The 763-nt window shown below is 61.1% G+C and carries 1 protein-coding gene; it reads left to right on the top strand.

All coding sequences use genetic code 11. The annotated features are described in order from the left end of the window. Positions 1–184: 184 nt before the first annotated feature. Positions 185–763 (top strand): motility-associated protein (locus NS365_RS23120; RefSeq protein ID WP_058602623.1); only part of this gene is annotated, 579 nt, incomplete at its 3' end.

The following is a 763-nucleotide window of genomic DNA, read 5'->3' as shown; positions in this document are numbered from 1 at the left end:
CCGCAGGGCGCGGGCGGGCCTGTTCCGGCGTTCGGAAAAAGCCCGTTCTCCCTGACAATAACCTGCCGCAAATGGCCTGAACCTGACCGCGCGATGCACGCTCCAGCTGTTGCGCACCGCACAGTCTCACGCAAGTCGGGGTGCCTAAGGGTTAACGAAATCCTTTCTTCACCAGGGGCACCCGATGGGTATCATTCTCGGCCTTCTCGTCACGATTGGCTGCGTTCTCGGCGGCTATGTCGCTGCCGGCGGCCATCTTTATGTTCTCTGGCAGCCCTACGAACTGCTCATCATTCTGGGCGCTTCGCTCGGCACGTTCCTGGTCGCCAACAACATGAAGGTCGTCAAGGACACCGGCAAGGCGATGGGCGAGGCCTTCAAGGACGCCGTTCCCAAGCAGCGCGACTATCTCGACCTTCTGAGCCTGCTCCACTCGCTGATGCGCGAGATGCGCTCCAAGTCGCGCTCGGAAGTGGAAGCCCATGTCGACAACCCAGCCGAGTCGGCGATCTTCAGCGCGTTTCCGAACATCCTGAAGAACCAGGCGATGACCAACTTCATCTGCGATTATTGCCGCCTGATCATCATCGGCAATGCTCGCCCGCACGAGATCGAGGCGCTGATGGACGAGGAAATCCACACCGTCCAGCATGACAAGATGAAGCCCAAGCAGGCGGTTCAGGAAGTTGCCGACGGTCTGCCCGCGCTCGGCATCGTCGCCGCCGTTCTGGGTATCGTTCACGCCATGGGCGCGCTCGACCAG

The organism is Aureimonas ureilytica (assembly GCF_001475935.1).
Classification (GTDB): Bacteria; Pseudomonadota; Alphaproteobacteria; order Rhizobiales; family Rhizobiaceae; genus Aureimonas; species Aureimonas ureilytica_A.
The sequence above is the reverse complement of the archived record's forward strand: the minus strand, read 5'-3'. Positions and strand labels throughout refer to the sequence as shown.